This window comes from Paenibacillus sp. MAHUQ-63, from assembly GCF_028765165.1.
In the GTDB taxonomy this organism is placed as follows: Bacteria; Bacillota; Bacilli; order Paenibacillales; family NBRC-103111; genus Paenibacillus_E.
This window is the reverse complement of the sequence record NZ_JARADB010000002.1, coordinates 953,892-969,285: the sequence shown is the minus strand read 5'-3', so window position 1 is coordinate 969,285 and position 15,394 is coordinate 953,892. Positions and strand designations below refer to the sequence as shown.

General features: G+C 50.8%; 19 protein-coding genes. 2 read left to right on the top strand and 17 right to left on the bottom strand.

Annotation, left to right across the window (positions count from 1 at the left end):
• Nucleotides 1–2: 2 nt before the first annotated feature.
• The 7 genes from PUT07_RS12630 to PUT07_RS12600 all read right to left on the bottom strand — a co-directional run bounded on the left by PUT07_RS12630 (nt 3) and on the right by PUT07_RS12600 (nt 4,552).
• On the bottom strand, nt 3–890 hold the full coding sequence (locus PUT07_RS12630; protein WP_274468391.1) for an ATP-binding protein: 888 nt from the start codon (nt 888–890) through the stop codon (nt 3–5).
• A 73-nt stretch (nt 891–963) separates the two neighbouring features.
• The gene (locus tag PUT07_RS12625; RefSeq protein ID WP_274468390.1) at nt 964–1,176 is read right to left on the bottom strand and encodes a hypothetical protein; all 213 of its coding nucleotides are present in this window, start codon (nt 1,174–1,176) and stop codon (nt 964–966) included.
• Nucleotides 1,177–1,281: 105 nt separating this feature from the next.
• A complete protein-coding gene (locus PUT07_RS12620; RefSeq protein WP_274468389.1) occupies nt 1,282–1,986 on the bottom strand; it encodes a YhcN/YlaJ family sporulation lipoprotein in 705 nt (234 codons plus the stop codon).
• 24 nt (nt 1,987–2,010) lie between these two features.
• Entirely contained in the window at nt 2,011–2,172 is a 162-nt protein-coding gene (locus PUT07_RS12615) for a hypothetical protein (RefSeq protein WP_274468388.1), read from the bottom strand.
• 121 nt (nt 2,173–2,293) lie between these two features.
• Entirely contained in the window at nt 2,294–2,773 is a 480-nt protein-coding gene (locus tag PUT07_RS12610; RefSeq protein WP_274468387.1) for a hypothetical protein, read from the bottom strand.
• Nucleotides 2,774–2,823: 50 nt separating this feature from the next.
• Entirely contained in the window at nt 2,824–3,459 is a 636-nt protein-coding gene (locus tag PUT07_RS12605; protein ID WP_274468386.1) for a trimeric intracellular cation channel family protein, read from the bottom strand.
• A gap of 16 nt (nt 3,460–3,475) precedes the next feature.
• Entirely contained in the window at nt 3,476–4,552 is a 1,077-nt protein-coding gene (locus tag PUT07_RS12600; protein WP_274468385.1) for a Gfo/Idh/MocA family protein, read from the bottom strand.
• Between the two features lie 309 nt (nt 4,553–4,861).
• Here PUT07_RS12600 and PUT07_RS12595 point away from each other — a divergent pair, with 309 nt between their 5' ends.
• Nucleotides 4,862–5,083, top strand: a complete 222-nt coding sequence (locus PUT07_RS12595) for a hypothetical protein (protein ID WP_274468384.1) — start codon at nt 4,862–4,864, stop codon at nt 5,081–5,083.
• Here the strand turns inward: PUT07_RS12595 and kapB are convergent.
• The 3 genes from kapB to PUT07_RS12580 are packed head-to-tail and all read right to left on the bottom strand — an operon-like array spanning nt 5,080 to nt 6,328.
• Nucleotides 5,080–5,469: a sporulation phosphorelay system protein KapB gene (gene kapB / locus PUT07_RS12590; protein WP_274468383.1), complete on the bottom strand. Its 390-nt coding sequence runs from the start codon at nt 5,467–5,469 to the stop codon at nt 5,080–5,082. The two genes, PUT07_RS12595 and kapB, sit on opposite strands and share 4 nt — an antisense overlap.
• A gap of 21 nt (nt 5,470–5,490) precedes the next feature.
• Entirely contained in the window at nt 5,491–5,808 is a 318-nt protein-coding gene (locus PUT07_RS12585) for a thioredoxin family protein (RefSeq protein WP_274468382.1), read from the bottom strand.
• A gap of 1 nt (nt 5,809) precedes the next feature.
• On the bottom strand, nt 5,810–6,328 hold the full coding sequence (locus PUT07_RS12580; RefSeq protein WP_274468381.1) for a hypothetical protein: 519 nt from the start codon (nt 6,326–6,328) through the stop codon (nt 5,810–5,812).
• A 73-nt stretch (nt 6,329–6,401) separates the two neighbouring features.
• Between PUT07_RS12580 and PUT07_RS12575 the strand changes: the two genes are divergently transcribed.
• Nucleotides 6,402–6,614: a hypothetical protein gene (locus tag PUT07_RS12575; protein ID WP_274468380.1), complete on the top strand. Its 213-nt coding sequence runs from the start codon at nt 6,402–6,404 to the stop codon at nt 6,612–6,614.
• 50 nt (nt 6,615–6,664) lie between these two features.
• On the opposite strand, the gene PUT07_RS12570 is transcribed toward PUT07_RS12575, so the two are convergent.
• From PUT07_RS12570 to PUT07_RS12540, 7 genes are all read right to left on the bottom strand, one after another.
• On the bottom strand, nt 6,665–8,278 hold the full coding sequence (locus PUT07_RS12570; protein ID WP_274468379.1) for an ABC-F family ATP-binding cassette domain-containing protein: 1,614 nt from the start codon (nt 8,276–8,278) through the stop codon (nt 6,665–6,667).
• 37 nt (nt 8,279–8,315) lie between these two features.
• Nucleotides 8,316–10,283: an ABC-F family ATP-binding cassette domain-containing protein gene (locus PUT07_RS12565; protein WP_274468378.1), complete on the bottom strand. Its 1,968-nt coding sequence runs from the start codon at nt 10,281–10,283 to the stop codon at nt 8,316–8,318.
• The gene (locus PUT07_RS12560) at nt 10,280–11,302 is read right to left on the bottom strand and encodes a M42 family metallopeptidase (protein ID WP_379239786.1); all 1,023 of its coding nucleotides are present in this window, start codon (nt 11,300–11,302) and stop codon (nt 10,280–10,282) included. Before PUT07_RS12560 ends, PUT07_RS12565 begins: the two co-directional genes overlap by 4 nt.
• A 180-nt stretch (nt 11,303–11,482) precedes the next feature.
• Nucleotides 11,483–11,773, bottom strand: a complete 291-nt coding sequence (locus tag PUT07_RS12555; RefSeq protein ID WP_274468376.1) for a Dabb family protein — start codon at nt 11,771–11,773, stop codon at nt 11,483–11,485.
• Nucleotides 11,774–11,786: 13 nt separating this feature from the next.
• Nucleotides 11,787–13,349, bottom strand: a complete 1,563-nt coding sequence (locus PUT07_RS12550) for an ABC-F family ATP-binding cassette domain-containing protein (RefSeq protein ID WP_274468375.1) — start codon at nt 13,347–13,349, stop codon at nt 11,787–11,789.
• Nucleotides 13,350–13,460: 111 nt separating this feature from the next.
• On the bottom strand, nt 13,461–14,852 hold the full coding sequence (locus PUT07_RS12545) for a DUF6382 domain-containing protein (protein WP_274468374.1): 1,392 nt from the start codon (nt 14,850–14,852) through the stop codon (nt 13,461–13,463).
• 16 nt (nt 14,853–14,868) lie between these two features.
• The gene (locus PUT07_RS12540; protein ID WP_274468372.1) at nt 14,869–15,378 is read right to left on the bottom strand and encodes an A24 family peptidase; all 510 of its coding nucleotides are present in this window, start codon (nt 15,376–15,378) and stop codon (nt 14,869–14,871) included.
• Nucleotides 15,379–15,394 lie beyond the last annotated feature (16 nt).

The window sequence follows — 15,394 nt, the reverse complement described above, 5'->3', positions numbered from 1 at the left end:
GCTTAGAACAACGTTTCTGCCGCATTAAGCACGGCAGCACGTTCCCTTTCGTCCTCCAATTTATCGGCAATCGCTCTCGTTACCGCTCGCATTGGAGGAATATAAGCCGTAAGGTCGCATGCATCGAGCAGCGCTCGAACAGATCCGGCTTCATCCGGCAATTGTCCCATTTCAATCAGCGTCAATAGATCCGATGACAGCTGTACATAGGTTCTGAGCAGCTTATCGTCTTGAAGCATGGATTTGCTTTTCAACAGGCGAAATAACGAATCTCCTTGCAGATATGGAACATCCACGGTGACGAACCTGTTTTTCAGCGCTTCATTGAGCGGCACGGTCCCCATATACCCTTCGTTGATGGCAGCTACGACTCTGAATTCGGGGTGTGCGGTAATCACTTCACCCGTAAACGGATTCGTAACCGATCTGCGGTAATCGAGAACCCCGTTGATCAGCGACAGCGTTTCCGGCTTTGCCATATTGATTTCATCGATGTACAAGAGGTGACCTTTCGTCATCGCTTTCATAATCGGTCCCGGGATGAACGCGATTTCCGTGCGTCCCTGCTCGTCATGAGTCAGCGTCTTAAACCCGAGGAGCGCTTCCGCATCCAAATCGGTGGAGCAATTCACGGATTGCATCGGGAGCTCGAACAGTGCGGAAACATGCTCGGCCAGCTTCGTTTTTCCCGATCCGGTCGGACCTTTCAGCAATACGTTCTTACCCAGAAACAGAGCAATTACCGTATCGCTCAAAATATCTTCATTCGGTGCTTCGAACGATGCGGTGCCAATCAGCCTCACATCCTCAGGCGCAGTCCCCGGTTGTCTGAGCCTTCTATTCTGCTCCAACTTCTCTCTTATTGCTTGCGGTAATGATGCGGTAATCATACGAGTTGATGTTCCTCTCCTGATTTGTTGATCTTCTTACTATTCATCAGGAAAGCTTTGGTTGTCAAGCCTGTCAAGGCAGCCAAGGCTCGTCAATGATCGAATGGGCATAGAAAGCCATCGCTTCTCCGCATTTCGGACAGCTCGGCTTCATCTGCGCTTCGTTATAGGATAAGGCCAAAGCATAAGAGGTCTCGCTATTGATAGCCCGAACAACATCTTCCTGATGCACATAGTCGCATTGACGCGAACTGCAGTAGGCTCTGACTTTGTATTTGTTGCTCATGATTCCTGCTCCCCCTTAAACACGTGTTCCATCGTGATAACGACAAAACCCTCAGCAGGGCGCTGAGGGAGAACGTAACGGTCTGCGGCTAATCCTTCTTATCCTTTAAGGCAGCATTCCTTTTTGGCCAGTCGAATAGCTCGGGAACGCATACTGGATCATCGTATTAAACTCATTCATGTACGTGTCCATCTTTTTGTTTTTCAACTGTTGGCCGTCATAATACATCATTCTGTTGACAAAATGCGGATTCGTAGAGATGAAAATGTTGGCATCGGGATAGATGCGTGTCAGCGTATTCCTAATGGCATTCGCACTTTCCGCCGGCAGCGGTTTGGCCGAGAGCCAATCCATCGACGACCCCACACCGGACCCGAACAAGCCCGCTTCATTCTCCGGATCGTTCGTTTTGCTAAGCATTTTGATGCCATCGTCGGCGCTCATCGCCTGCATGCCCCCCATATCCACGGCAACATAAATGTTGTTATCCGTTATGGCGACGGCCGCGGGACCGAGATGCGCGGCTTGGATAATGCCATCCGCCAAATCCCGGCTCATCGTCAAATGCGTGTTCGTATGCGCTTTAACATTGTCAAGCGTGGGCGGCTGCATGGAAGGCAGCGGCCCTTGATTGATGCTCTTGGCGCCTAGCGATGCATCTTCATTGTTTCTCAGTCCCGTATCCCATGTCCCGGCATTCGGATTAGCGGAGCTTGCGCCGCCATGATTGTTCGGGGAGGCAGCCGTACAGCCGGCCGCGATGCTCATGAGCGCTACGGACATGACGATGTGAACCATTTTCTTATTCATTACGTGATTACCCCCTTCTCTCCTTCATTCTTGCTGCTGTTGACCAGCTCTCTCTTCCTTCTCATAGGCAATCAAAGCGACCTCGCGGCCCAACTCATCTTTCATCCGTGACTCCAGGCTCCGCAAATCCTCCAACAAGCTCTCGTGAGGGGACAAATTTGCGTATTGGTACGAGTCAATGCTCATCTCCGTAATAACCTCCTCTCTTACTTTTCGCCAGTAGTGTTAATATGGGCATTTATCCCCATTTTTACTAAACAAAAAAAGCCTGCCGCCGAATCATCGGCCATGCAGGCTTCCTTACCTTCTATTCATCTTTCTTGCGGGTCGCGTCCAAATCTTCAAGCAGTTTACGCACGGCTTCGGGATCCGCCGAACCGCTCTCTTTGAATGCTCTCAGCTTGCTCAGCAGGTCAGCGGCAATCGCTTCATCCTCCGAATGCTGGATTTCGTGCGAGGGATCGAACCAAATATAGAACCCTTCCGGTCCGTTGCGCAGAAACGGTTTGCGCCAAAATTCGGGATAGGCATACCCCTGCTCCCCGAAAATCATTCCCAGTACATCATCGCTGTCGATCGGCAGCAAATAATGAAACGATTCCGGCTCACCGGTGTTCGTGAAATCACGGTGCATATACGCATAGTGCAAATAATGCTCACCGGTTTCTGTATCCTTGGCCACTTCATACAGATCGAGCTCCGTTTGCAGCAGCTCTTTGACCGAGACGATGCGCGCGGCGATCGTTTCGGCGGAAATTTTGTGCTCCTGTGTCAACGATGTTTCCATTGCGCACTCCTCCTTTCTCTCTACTCCATGAATATGGAAAAGAACATCGACTATGAATCGGATCTGCGTGACGATGGCACGACGACATTACGCAAAGAGCGTTTGGGCAGCTTCCATTTATAAAACACGGATAACATTCTTAATATAACTATAAGTGCGAATAGCACGGATAGCTGCCATGCGCCTTGCGACCAGCCCAGACCGACCAATGCGCCTGCGAGCATCCCCCATACCGCATAGATCTCGTCCTTGAGTACGAGCGGTTTGCGCCCCGCCAGCACGTCGCGGACCATACCGCCGCCGATCCCCGTAAGCACGGCTGCGACGATGACGGCGCTTAGCGGGTGCCCCATATTCGTTGCGTAGAGAGCGCCTTGAATGGAGAACGCCGCCAAGCCGATCGCATCGAAGAACGCTTCCCAGGTTTTCCAGACGCGGATGAAACGCACAGGCATCAGAAAGACAAGCGTCATCGCGAATAAGGCGATTTGAAAATACAAGCCTTGCTCCCACAGCAGTACGATCGGTTTGCCAATCAACAAATTACGAATGACCCCGCCGCCGAAGGCTGTGACGAGCCCCAATACGTAGACCCCAAGAATATCATACTCTTCTTCCATCGCAACGATCGCTCCGCTCACGGCGAAGGCGATCGTCCCGATGATACTGAATAACTCCCAGTTCACTTGCTGCAGCTCCCGTCTACTCGATGTCCCAGTTCAATTTCACTTCGTTGCCGGTTTGCGAGGATGTGTAAATCGCATCCAGAATGAGATTGTTCGTATAACCGGTCATGACGGAAGTAATCGGCTGCTGGCCATTTTGAATGCACGACACGAAGTGCTTCATCATGCGAACGCGGGAACCTTCGTCCGTTTCGGGAACGGTTAAGGTCACATCGGCTTCACGGTCGAAAACTTCCGCAAGCAGCTTCCCTTTCGTGCCGCGAATCGACGCGCCGCCCTCGGAGCCGAGCAGCTGCACGTAGGGTTGGCTGTCGGTTTCGATGAGCGCCGCCCAGCTCACATCCAGCGACAGGGTTGCCCCGTTCTCCAGCTTGATCAGCGCAGTCGCCAAGTCCTCCACATCATATTTGCCGTCCCAGTTCGGCGTACCCCAGGTTCCGATGCCTTTCTTGCGCGGACCGAATTCCGCATACGTCGCACCATAGACCGATACCGGCTTCGGATTCCCCATCAAATACAGGGAGAGATCCAGCATATGCACGCCAAGGTCGATCAGTGGTCCGCCGCCGGATTTATCCATTTGAGTAAACCAGGTTCCCCAGCCTGGAATGCCTTTGCGTCTCAACCAGCCTGCCTTGGCATGATAAATGCTGCCGAGGGCGCCTTTCTCAACTTGCTGTTTCACCGATTGCGACAACGCTTCCCAACGGAGCTGATGAGGAATCATGAGCACTTTACCCGCTTTGCGCTCCGCTTCGACGATGCGTCTGGCTGATTCCAGATTGAGTGCCATCGGTTTCTCCAGCATGACATGCTTGCCTGCCTCTAACGCTTGAATCGCAATAGGAGCATGCCATTCGTTAGATACGGCAATTACAACCGCGTCGATGCTTGGATCGGCCAGCAGCTTGTCCGAGCTCTCATATACGCGTTCAATGTTATGCTGTTTGGCTCTGGATTCAGCCAACGGCAAGTATACGTCCGTTACCGCGGCAATCTCTGCTTCCGGCACTTTCTTCAATGTTTCCATATGTACATTTCCGATGTTTCCGGAACCGATAATCCCGATACGGATTGGTTTTCCCGCTGTCATTCTAATTCCCCCAGAACATGTTAGATTACAATCTTTCTTATTATAAATGTGCTTATCTTTCCCCGCAACCGCCAATCTTCCGGTCCGGATGGCTTATACAGCTTGGGCTTCCAAATTTATTCAAAAGATTATTTCAGGAACTAGCCCTCTATCGCTATTCTTGACATATAATAAAATACTAAAACTTTCTTAATAGTTTGTCTTGAACATAACTAACATTTGAAATGTATCCTAAATTTGTAGACCAGTTGTATGCGCCATGCTTACAAGGTTCGTTTTCCGGATGGAAAACGTGAAGGAGGGCTTAATATGCAAGCGATAACGATTCGATTCAAAAACAAATCCATTCCTGTGCTGAATTTCACACATCGCAGCTCCCATATGGAGCTGTTGAACAGTAAGCTGAAGGAATTTGAACTGCACTTCGAATTTCGCAAAAAATTAAAAATGATCTCGATGATTGAGATCATTGGTGATGTCGCCATATTCAAATATAACGACGGAACGAAATTGTATTTGGAAGTTTCTTAATTCGATTGCGGGAAATATTCCTGCTGTAACTGGTGAAGCTCCTGCAGAGAGCGTCGGGCCCATGCTTCCATTTCCGACAGCTTAGAGATTTGCGCCAAAAGCGCTCTCTTCAGCGAATCTTGATACTCCGGAACAACTCCTGCATACGCACGAATCGTCGATATCGGCATTAAGGCAATTTCCTGATTGGACAAGGCTCTTCTCTGATGAAAGAAAGCCACTGTCGGGTCCATCGGATTGTGCAAATCCCCTTGTGTCGGATGCTCCTTCACGGCCAAGATCCGCACTGCCGCCTTCATCGTACTCGACATTTCAACAACCTCACCGTAGTACACCCCGGTTTTGTATTCTGCGATCACACGATCACCGATTTGAAAAGCGCTCATTCCTGAACAACCTCCTTCATTTTACTTGCTGCATAGCGGCAGCAATTTACGATATAGCTCGTCCACGGATTGCATCCGGTACAGCATTTGTTTCTCCTTGCCCCTCTCAACGATAACGATACAAGGGACACTCGTAATTTGCCATTCACGGCTGATTTGCGGTAGAAAATTAATATTGCTTTTGTACAGCGGCAATCCGGGCTGCATCGTCATTATAATGTCCAACATCCGCTCCGTCACTTGGCATGTGCCGCAAAACGGCGTAAATAGAAAGACCGCAAAGCTTTCCGTTTGCTCTTGGTATTTGTCTTGCAATTGCTGTTGGGAAAGCTCCTTCATCCTAACTCCCTCTTTCGTCCAGCCAAACCAGGCTTTCCACTGCATAATCGATCAAATGCGGAAAATCATCCAAATGGCTTTCATCGATTTTGCGTCCGAACGATAACGTGATTTGGTTACGGTACACAACCGGAACTTTGCCATAGGTGTACGATAGCTGCTGCGATATTTGCGGTCGATGCTCCCATATGCGCCCCAATTGCTCCTCGAGATGGCGGCACTCCGCTTCAGGGCTAGTCACTTTGGTGTACAGCTTAATGGTCAGCGTGCAGCCGGGCTTCGCCGTAGGGTTTTCCAGGATTTCCGCAGCCAAATCACTCAGATGCACATGCAGGTTGATTTCCGCTTTGCTCGGTTTGTCGATCTTTCGGGCGAATTCAATGGCATACGTACGTGACATCGACGATAGATCAACAAGATCTTCACGGCGTGTAATTAATATTCGGCCTTCCAGATCTACGTCATACACAGCGCCTTCCAGGACGACCTTGATATTGTCATAGATGGTTGGGTCAAACATGTTCACACCTTCTTTCATCTTTGGTTTGATTCGATTATACTAAAAGTATATCACGTGTAAAGAAGGTGTTTCGATGTCAGACAAGCCTCAAGATGTGCAGGCCGAACAACAGGGCCCTAAGAAAGTAAGCCTAGCCGATGCCATTAAGCAAAAGCTAGCCCAGAAGAAAGCTGATCAAGCCGCAGCGCGCGCAAATCCCAAACAAGCCGGAAACACGAATCAAACCGCGAAAAGCCAAATGACTAAAAAAGTCAACAATCAACGCCGTCGCACCGGCGGCAGCTAGTCGTTAAACAAAAGCGCCCTGAGAGTTCATCTTCAGGGCGCTTTTCATTTTTACGCGTATTGGGCTTCGCGTTGTTTTTTCACTTCATCGCTGTCCAGGTACTCGTCGTAGGTCAACATTTTGTCGATCAGACCTTTCGGTGTAATCTCCATAATGCGGGTTGCGATCGTTTGGATGAACTGATGGTCATGGGAAACGAACAGGATCGTGCCGTCGAAATCAACGAGCCCGTTGTTCAGCGCCGTAATGGACTCGAGGTCCAAGTGGTTCGTCGGCTCATCCAGAATGAGCACGTTGGAACCGCTGAGCATCATTTTGGAGAACATGCAGCGAACTTTCTCGCCTCCGGAAAGGACATTCGCTTTCTTGAGCGCTTCTTCGCCGGAGAACAGCATGCGGCCCAAGAATCCGCGAAGGAACGATTCGTCCGGATCTTTGGAGTATTGGCGCAGCCAATCGACCAGGTTCAAGTCGGAATTGAAATAGTCCTGGCTGTCTTTCGGGAAATAAGCTTGAGAAGTCGTAACGCCCCATGTGTATGTGCCTTCGTCCGCTTCCAGCTCGCCCATCAAAATTTTGAACAGCGTCGTTTTGGCAATGCCGTCCGGTCCGACGAAAGCTACTTTATCGCCTTTGTTAATCGTGAACGAAAGGTTGTTCAACACTTTTACGCCATCAATAGTTTTGGACAGATTCTCAACAGCAAGTAATTGCTTGCCGGCTTCACGTTCTGCCTTAAAGTGAATGAACGGATATTTACGGCTGGACGGTCTAATATCTTCAAGCGTGAGCTTCTCGAGCTGTTTCTTACGGGAAGTCGCTTGCTTGGACTTGGATGCGTTCGCGCTAAATCGTGCGATAAAGGCTTCCAGCTCTTTACGCTTTTCTTCTGTTTTCTTATTAGCGTCTCTGGCGAGGCGAAGCGCCAATTGGCTGGATTCATACCAGAAGTCATAGTTACCGACATACATTTGAATTTTACCGAAGTCGATATCCGCAATGTGCGTACACACTTGGTTCAAGAAGTGACGATCATGGGATACAACAATGACAGTGCCTTCAAAACGGGCAAGGAAGTTTTCCAGCCAGCGGATGGACTCCAAGTTCAAATGGTTGGTAGGCTCATCGAGCAGCAGGATGTTCGGGTTGCCGAACAACGCCTGCGCCAAGAGAACACGGACTTTCTCATTGCCGTCGAGGTCTTTCATTTTCATATCGTGCATGGAGGTCGGGATGCCTAGACCGATCAGAAGCTCGGCGGCATCGGATTCAGCCTGCCAGCCGTCCAGGTCCTGGAATTCACCTTCGAGCTCGGCGGCTTTCATGCCGTCTTCTTCGGAGAAATCCTCTTTTGCGTAAAGCGCATCCTTTTCTTGCATAATTTGGAACAAACGGGCATGCCCCATGACGACCGTTTTTAACACTTCAATTTCATCGAACTCATAATGGTTTTGTTTCAGAACTGCCATTCTCTCGCCCGGAGTGATGGATACTTCGCCGGTATTCGGCTCGATTTCGCCGGAGAGAATTTTCAGAAACGTCGATTTCCCCGCACCGTTCGCACCGATGAGACCGTAGCAGTTGCCCGGTGTAAATTTAATGTTGGCGTCTTCGAAAAGGGCTCTTTTGCCGTAACGAAGCGTCACGTTATTCACTGTAATCATGTGGAATACTTACCTGCCTTTATTATAGTTTCTTCTATCATAACTTATTTCGCTCTATTTCTTCTACCAACTCGGATAAATAAGTCCATCTTTCCATTGCTGCTTCCAAATCGGCGTTGACTTGCTGCTCTTGTTCATACAGATCTCTAACCTTGTCAAAGTCGCTGCCCGCCGCTTCAATTCCCGCTTTCAAGCTGGCGGTTTTCTCTTCCAGCGCTGCGATCGTCCCTTCGATCTCGTCCCATTCCTTCTGCTCTTTGAACGAAAGCTTCTTCGGTCGGTTAGAGCCGGCCGGGGCGCCGGACGCTTGGTTCTGGTTCTGGGCGGCTTGTTTGGCTCCGCTGCTGCCAGCGTTGCTGCTCGCTTGCTTCACCAATTCCCTGCGTGCTTGCTCCGCCTCTTCCTGCTGCTGTTTCTCTTCCAAATACTCGGAGTAATTGCCCGTATACGGTTCGATCCGTCCATTCCCGTCAAACGCGAACAAATGCGTGACCGTCCGGTCCAAAAAGTACCGGTCATGGGATACGGTTATGACAGCCCCCGGGAATTGGTCCAGGTAATCTTCCAGTATGGTCAAGGTTTGGATATCCAAATCGTTCGTCGGCTCATCGAGAAGCAGAACGTTCGGTTCGCCCATGAGTGTCCGCAGCAAATACAGCCTGCGGCGTTCTCCGCCGGAGAGCTTGCCGATCGGCGACCATTGCAGATTCGGGGAAAACAGGAAACGCTCCAGCATTTGCGAAGCGGAGATGGCTTCCCCATCGGACGTGCGGATTACTTCGGCCGCTTCCTTGATGTAGTCGATGACGCGCATCTTCTCGTCCATCTCGGTGTTTTCCTGCGTGTAGTACGCCAGCTTCACCGTTTGGCCGGTCTCGATCGTGCCGCTGTCGGGCAGGATGCGCCCGGCCAGCATGTTCAGCAGCGTCGATTTGCCGCTGCCGTTCGGTCCGATGATGCCGAGGCGGTCCTTCGGCATCACGATGTAGCTGAAGCCGCTCAGCAGCGTCTTCCCGCCCGGGAACGCTTTGGTGACGTCTTCTAGCTCCATCACCTTTTTCCCGAGGCGGCTGCCGGCCAGCGCCATGTCCAGCTTCTCCGCAGGACCGTCCACCTTGCGGTCCCGCAGCTCCTCGGCGCGCTGCACGCGCGCCTTCTGCTTCGTCGTGCGCGCCTTCGCGCCGCGCCGCAGCCATGCAAGCTCGCGGCGCAGCAGGTTCTGCCGCTTATCCTCGCTGGCGGCTTGGGATTCCATCCGCTCCGCCTTCTTCTCGAGGAACGCCTCGTAGTTGCCCTCGTAGCTGTAGATCCTGCCCCCGTCCAGCTCCAGGATGCGGTTCGTCACCCGCTCCAGGAAGTAGCGGTCATGCGTAACGAGCAGCAGTGCGCCGCGCCACTTGCTTAAGAAATCCTCGAGCCAGATGGCGGTCTCGTTATCGATATGGTTCGTCGGCTCATCGAGAATGAGCAGGTCGGCGGGCTGAATGAGCACGCGCGCCATGGCGACGCGTTTGCGCTGACCGCCGGACAGCTCGCCGACGGCCTTGTCGAACTCGCGGATGCCTAGCTTCATCAGCACGGTTTTGGCCAAGGTGCTGGCTTCCCAGGCACCTTGCTCATCCATGCGCGACTGGGCTGCGAACAGCCGCGCCTGCTTTTTCTCGCTGGAGGGATCCTGCTCCAGCTCGGAAAGCGACAGCTCATAGTCGCGAAGCGTCTTCATGAGCGGCGTATCGCCGTGGAATACTTGCTCAAGCACCGTGGAGTTCGGATCGAACTCCGGGTTCTGCGGCAAGTATTCCACCCGGAAATGGTTCGCGTGCACGAGCTTGCCGCGATCCGCGGTTTCCAATCCCGCCAGCAGCTTCAGCAGCGTGGATTTGCCTGTGCCGTTCACGCCGATGAGACCGATGCGCTGCTTCTCGTTCACTGTGAACGTGATGTCATCGAACAACACTTTGTCGCCGAATGTTTTGGTTATATTAACTGCGCTCAAAATATTCATGCTTGCACAGGCTCCATCAGGTAAGCGGCAAGAAGCGCTCCTGTGTTGACTACAGCATCCATATGCGTGCGCTCCATGCTGTGTGACGCATGCACGCCGGGACCGACGAGCGCAGCGCGAATATCACGCCCGCCTCGCAGCGCTGCAGAAGCGTCGGAGCCGTATCTTGGATAAATATCGACGGCGTATCCGATTTCCAGCTTCTCGGCCAGCTCGATCATTCGGGACGTCATCTGATAATCATAAGGGCCGGATGAATCTTTGGCACAGATCGAAACGTCGCGTTCGCTGCCGCTCAAATCGTCGCCCAACGCGCCCATATCGACCGCAATGAAGTCCGTAATATCTTCCGGTATGAAGGCTGAGCCGTGTCCGACTTCCTCATAATTGGAGAAGAACAGCTTCGTCGTAAACAGCGGCTGCATTCCCTCCTCCTTGATCAGCTTAAGCAGTCCGAAGAGAGCGGCAACGCTCGCTTTGTCGTCCAGGTGGCGCGATTTCACATAGCCGTTCTCCTTCACGACGACCCGCGGATCGAATGAGATGTAGTCGCCGACTCGAATGCCCAAATCTTGAACGTCCTTCTTGTTCTTCACGAGCTCATCGATGCGGACTTCCATGTTGGCTTCGTCGCGTTTGAACTCTCTGGCATCTTCATACACGTGCACCGAAGGCCTTGAAGTCAGAATGGTTCCGTCAAATACGCGCCCGTCGCGAGTATGGATTTGCACATACTCATTCTCGATCGCGCCCATCATGAAACCGCCTAAAGAGGTGATTTTGAGCGTGCCGTTCTCCTTAATCGAACGTACCATTGCACCCAGCGTATCCACATGTGCGGAAATGCCGATAGCGCGATCATTGCGCGTGCCGGGAATCGTCACGATGCCGCAGCCTTTGTTCGTATATGTAAGCTCGTAACCTAGCTTATTCACTTCTTGCTCTACTTTTTTCATAATGTGATGCGTATAGCCAGTCGGGCTCGGCGTACGCAGCAGCATCTCGAGTATGTCCGTCATATAAGCTTTATTTAATTTCGACTTCACTCGGGATTCCTCCCTTTTCTTCATAATAGATAGGCTTCCTTGTAAACACACAAAAACAGTGCAGCCCAGGAAAGCGAAGGAAGCTTACAGTACAGCCGTTAAGCTTCCCCTCCTAAGGATACTACACTGTTCCTGGATGTTTTTCAAACGGAATCAGCTTTCAAAGTCGACACATAGGGACGTTCCATCCAGAACCGTTCTCATGTGCGCCTTCACTTCTTCATGTACGGGGTGCGTGTCGTACACTTTGAGATCCTCTAAAGAATCGAACCTCGTGATTAACGCGATATCGTAAGAACGCTCCGAGTGAAGGACGTCGGTGCCGACTTCGATATGACGCAAAACCGGAATTTTACCTTCCATATTCGTAAGAACGGCTTTCGTAACTTCAATAGCCTCCGGGCTGCGATCTTTCAACTTAAAAAATACAACATGCGTTAACATTGGACATTTCCCCCTAATTGGTTATTTCGGCTTTGGCCGACCATTCTTCGACGTTCCACACGCGGCTTACCCAGCCTTCGTAGAAATCGGGCTCATGGCAAACAAGCAGGACGGTGCCTTTATACGCCATCAATGCTCGTTGCAGCTCTTCCTTGGCGACTACGTCCAAATGGTTGGTCGGCTCGTCGAACAAGAGCCAATTGCTCTCGCGCATCAGCAGCTTGCACAGCCGCACTTTGGCCTGCTCGCCGCCGCTTAGCATGCTCATAGCGCGGGTGATGTGCTCGTTCTTCAAGCCGCATCTGGCCAGCGCGCCTCTGACTTCGTTCTGCGTCATATGCGAGAACTCGTTCCACACATCGTCGATCGGCGTCATATTCGGCGCTTTGACCTCCTGCTCGAAATAGGCAGGACTCAAATAATCGCCTTGATACGTCTTGCCGCCAAACGGCTCGATTTTGCCGAGGATCGTTTTGAGCAGTGTCGATTTCCCGACGCCGTTGCAGCCGACGATTGCAATTTTCTCGCCGCGTTCAATGGTCACGTTCATCTTCGGCAGCAGCGGGCGGTCGTAGCCAATCTCCAAATCTTGCGCTTCAAATACTATTCTACCACTAGTTCGTGATTCCTTGAAGTTGAACGTTGGCTTCATGGCCGTCTCCGGACGTTCGATCCGGTCGATCTTCTCCAGCTGCTTCTGACGGCTTTTCGCACGCGTCGAGGTTGAAGCTCGCGCTTTATTGCGGGCAATAAAGTCCTCCTGCTTCTTGATATACTCCTGCTGCTTCTCGTAAGCATCCAAATGCTGCGTTTTGTTCATTTCCGCCATATCCAGGAATTTCTCGTAATTGGCCGTATAGCGTGTCAACTTCGTAAACTCCAAATGATAGATGACATTCACAACTTCGTTCATGAATTCCGTGTCGTGAGAAATCAGCATGAACGCAAACGGATAATCCTTGAGATACATCTTCAGCCACTCAATATGTTCGACGTCCAAATAGTTCGTAGGCTCGTCCAACAGCAAGACAGTCGGCTTCTCCAGAAGCAGCTTGGCCAAAAGCACCTTGGTCCGCTGGCCGCCGCTAAGCGAGGTTACGTCACGGTCCAAACCGATTGCATTTAGTCCTAGACCGTTTGCCATCTCTTCAATCTTCACATCGAGCATATAGAATCCGCCGATATCCAGTTTCTCCTGAATTTCTCCCATTTGCTCCAAAAGAATATCCAGCTCTTCGGGAGAAGCATCCGCCATTTTGTCGGTGATCGCCATCAGCGCTTGCTCTTCCTCAAACAGCGGCAGAAAAGCGTCCCGCAATATGTCGCGAATCGTTTTCCCTTGAGCTAGCACCGAATGCTGATCCAAATAGCCGTATTTGACCCGAGGCGTCCATTCGACCTTACCCGTGTCCTTCAAAAGTTTGCCGGTCAATATATTCATCAATGTGGATTTCCCCACACCGTTAGCTCCTACTATACCTACGCGTTCGCCTGCCAGCAGCCGAAACGAAACATTCTTAAACAATGTACGATCGCCGAAGCTGTGGCTTAAATCTTCTATCGTCAAAAGACTCATTGGGTAATTTAAAACTCCTGTCTATCTAAAATCGCTCTTGCACATGACTATTCATTATACCACTGCTGATGCAAGACAGGAAATAGTTAATTTCATCTAATTCCGTTTCGTTCATGAACTTCGGAAAATAAACGTCCGGCGGACAATGCGGATTTCATCCCCATCAATTAAAGGATAAGGCCGATAGGCGACCATCGGCTCACCATTCAGGCTCGTTCCGTTCGTGGAGCCCGTATCCTGAACCTCGTACCCCTGGCCGTTTCTCCTAATTTCCGCATGAATTCTGGAAACACCCGCTTCCTCCAACACGTAATCCATCGAATGATTGTCATCCCCTCGCCCGATCGAGAATGATTCATTCCTTAATGAGATAAAATTCTTCTCACCCGTCAGGTCTTCCCATTCCAGTCTCGGACCGGGCGATTTATTGATGATGCTGCCCAGGAAAACAGTAGCCTCTGATTGCTTCTGTCGAAGCAGCGTGGTGTGCATATGCAGATTTTGATAATGAGCTTCAAGGTCCGGCGGCTCAGCTGGCGGCTTCTCAGGCTCCTGGCTGGTTCGGCTTTCTTCGATCGTTCGGTAAGCCGGCACACCCAGAAATTTCACAATGAACCAGAGGTCCGTGAAAAGAACGGTGAGCCCGGCACTGAGATGCAGAGAACTCGTCGAGGGCGAGTCCACATAATGACGCCATGTGAAAGCCGCGGCGAGAATGACACCGGTAAGGACGAGCCACTGTGTTCTGGTTCGAACCGGAGTGAATGCAATCCGGTAACCGTATCTCTCAGCGAGAAGCCGCTCAGAAACTATCGGCATCATGGCTTCCGGTTCTTTAAAGCTACCATTCAAAGGCGCAGATTCGCTCTTTTCCGATCGTTGCCGAATCGGCGGCGGAAGCTTGTTGATTTGCCGGCGGTTATGCTCGTTCATCAAATTCAACAGCTTCTCTTTGTACAATTTCGGCTCCATTTCTGGCGGCAATGTATCTAACCAGGCTTCCGCTTCATGCCTTTCAACATCATTAAGCTCCATAGCCATTTGCTTCATGAAATGAAAGAAAGAAGTGTAACGCTCCTCTTCCATGCGGTTCATATCAAGCGGCACATACGTCAAATAGACATCCGTCCAATTGCTACCGATAAAGATGAAATTCTCCTTCAGAACGAAACCCGATTCATGAAGCATATAATTTTTACTTCCCTCTATCGCGGAGAAGACGGTATACACCAGCTTGGCAAAATGCGCAAACGTCAACCCTTCGACTTTCAACACATGGCCAAGCATTCGTTTGGCTCCCAGTTTATACATCAGGCTGATGCGAAAATCCACTTCGTGGATCTCAAGCGGCAGCAGATTCGGAATTGTGTTCGCCTCAAGCATTTTGACTTGCAATGCCGAAAGCTCCTTCTCCGTTAAACTGCTTTCACCTTCCTTGTACAATCTCAGGTAGTGACCATGAAGATATACGAATTCACTGCGCAATCCGAATAGCTCTTTCAATGCGGATTCACCTCTTTTAGACAAAGGAGTAGTACCAGGTTAATGCGGTTCCGGGTACGACAGCATACATAAACGGAAATTTCATGTTACTCTGCCGCTTCATCCCCATCACACTATCCGCTTCCTGCAATATGGCGATTGACATTATCCAGCCCATGAGCTTATAACTTGTAGCTGACAGTTTCTTATGCAGCACGATCAGCACTAGACCAATAACACCTGCACTTAAGATGGAATATAAGATCAGCTGGATTACGAAACTAAATCCCATTAATGCTCCTATCGCCGTGAACAGCTTCACATCCCCGGCACCAAGAGCACCGATCGCATATAACAAGAGCAGGGACATGCAGGCACTGGCTGCTCCGGTAATTGAAAACAATAGCCCGCCCCACCCTTCTGTTATCGTATGTAGACCGACGCCGGCTAGCAGACCGCAGATCGTCAGCTTATTCGGAATAATGGCTTTACGGACGTCCGTCACGAATGCTATTACAAGAAGTATTACAAAAATGGAATGACTCACAAACTCACGGGACCTC

What these genes read in the sequence shown, in the direction of transcription:
- PUT07_RS12630 (WP_274468391.1), bottom strand. Translation starts at nt 890, where the DNA reads ATGATTACCGCATCATTACCGCAAGCAATAAGAGAGAAGTTGGAGCAG.
- PUT07_RS12625 (WP_274468390.1), bottom strand. Translation starts at nt 1,176, where the DNA reads ATGAGCAACAAATACAAAGTCAGAGCCTACTGCAGTTCGCGTCAATGC.
- PUT07_RS12620 (WP_274468389.1), bottom strand. Translation starts at nt 1,986, where the DNA reads ATGAATAAGAAAATGGTTCACATCGTCATGTCCGTAGCGCTCATGAGC.
- PUT07_RS12615 (WP_274468388.1), bottom strand. Translation starts at nt 2,172, where the DNA reads ATGAGCATTGACTCGTACCAATACGCAAATTTGTCCCCTCACGAGAGC.
- PUT07_RS12610 (WP_274468387.1), bottom strand. Translation starts at nt 2,773, where the DNA reads ATGGAAACATCGTTGACACAGGAGCACAAAATTTCCGCCGAAACGATC.
- PUT07_RS12600 (WP_274468385.1), bottom strand. Translation starts at nt 4,552, where the DNA reads ATGACAGCGGGAAAACCAATCCGTATCGGGATTATCGGTTCCGGAAAC.
- PUT07_RS12595 (WP_274468384.1), top strand. Translation starts at nt 4,862, where the DNA reads ATGCAAGCGATAACGATTCGATTCAAAAACAAATCCATTCCTGTGCTG.
- kapB (WP_274468383.1), bottom strand. Translation starts at nt 5,469, where the DNA reads ATGAGCGCTTTTCAAATCGGTGATCGTGTGATCGCAGAATACAAAACC.
- PUT07_RS12585 (WP_274468382.1), bottom strand. Translation starts at nt 5,808, where the DNA reads ATGAAGGAGCTTTCCCAACAGCAATTGCAAGACAAATACCAAGAGCAA.
- PUT07_RS12580 (WP_274468381.1), bottom strand. Translation starts at nt 6,328, where the DNA reads ATGTTTGACCCAACCATCTATGACAATATCAAGGTCGTCCTGGAAGGC.
- PUT07_RS12575 (WP_274468380.1), top strand. Translation starts at nt 6,402, where the DNA reads ATGTCAGACAAGCCTCAAGATGTGCAGGCCGAACAACAGGGCCCTAAG.
- PUT07_RS12570 (WP_274468379.1), bottom strand. Translation starts at nt 8,278, where the DNA reads ATGATTACAGTGAATAACGTGACGCTTCGTTACGGCAAAAGAGCCCTT.
- PUT07_RS12565 (WP_274468378.1), bottom strand. Translation starts at nt 10,283, where the DNA reads ATGAATATTTTGAGCGCAGTTAATATAACCAAAACATTCGGCGACAAA.
- PUT07_RS12560 (WP_379239786.1), bottom strand. Translation starts at nt 11,302, where the DNA reads ATGACGGACATACTCGAGATGCTGCTGCGTACGCCGAGCCCGACTGGC.
- PUT07_RS12555 (WP_274468376.1), bottom strand. Translation starts at nt 11,773, where the DNA reads ATGTTAACGCATGTTGTATTTTTTAAGTTGAAAGATCGCAGCCCGGAG.
- PUT07_RS12550 (WP_274468375.1), bottom strand. Translation starts at nt 13,349, where the DNA reads ATGAGTCTTTTGACGATAGAAGATTTAAGCCACAGCTTCGGCGATCGT.